Origin of the sequence: Streptomyces sp. 13-12-16 (assembly GCF_002114215.1) — a bacterium.
Lineage (GTDB): Bacteria > Actinomycetota > Actinomycetes > Streptomycetales > Streptomycetaceae > Streptomyces.
Genome location: NZ_NCTE01001385.1, coordinates 1 through 728, shown reverse-complemented (window position 1 = coordinate 728; position 728 = coordinate 1). Strand labels below are relative to the sequence as shown.

At 77.3% G+C, this 728-nt stretch carries 1 protein-coding gene; it reads left to right on the top strand.

Annotated features, from left to right (window positions below; all coding sequences use genetic code 11):
* On the top strand, window positions 1-643 hold a 643-nt coding region (locus tag B7767_RS41205; protein ID WP_143652965.1), incomplete at its 5' end, for an ATP-binding cassette domain-containing protein.
* Window positions 644-728 lie beyond the last annotated feature (85 nt).

The window sequence follows — 728 nt, the reverse complement described above, 5'->3', positions numbered from 1 at the left end:
CGCGCTCACCGCCGTACGCCCCGCCGACGCGCTCGCCGTGGTGGACCGGCTCGGGCGTTACGCGCCGTCGGCGGTCACCTGGGGCGGGGTCCGGCTGGACGAGGTCGCGCTCGCGCGGGTGCGGGAGCGGATCCTGGTCGCCGACCCGGAGGCCGATCTGTTCGCCGGTCCGCTGCGGGAGGTGGTGGCCGGGCGCGGGGACCCGTCCGACGAGGAGGTGCTGCGCGCGCTGCGCGCGGCCGCCGCCGAGGACATCGTGCGAGGGCTGCCCGAGGGGCTGGGCTCGACGGTGTCCGCGCAGGGCCGCAACCTCTCCGGCGGCCAGCGGCAACGGATGCGGCTGGCACGGGCGTTGCTGGCCGACCCGGAGGTACTGCTGGCGGTGGAGCCCACCTCGGCGCTCGACGCGCACACCGAGGCCACGGTCGCCGACCGGCTGCGCGCGGCCCGGAAGGGACGTACGACGCTGCTGGCCACCACCTCGCCACTGGTGCTGGACCGGGTCGACCGGGTGCTCTTCCTGGCCGACGGGAAGGTGGTGGCGAGCGGCAGCCACCGTGAACTGCTCGACGCCGAGCCCGGATACCGGAAGCTGGTGGCCAGGGACGCCGGCGAGAACGCCGCCGAGGAGGTCGTGCGATGAGCGGGGAACGGCTCCCCCTGGCCGGGCCCGCCGATGTGCGCCGGGCCGCCGCGGGGCTGGTGCGGGCGGACGGGCGGGCCTTCGC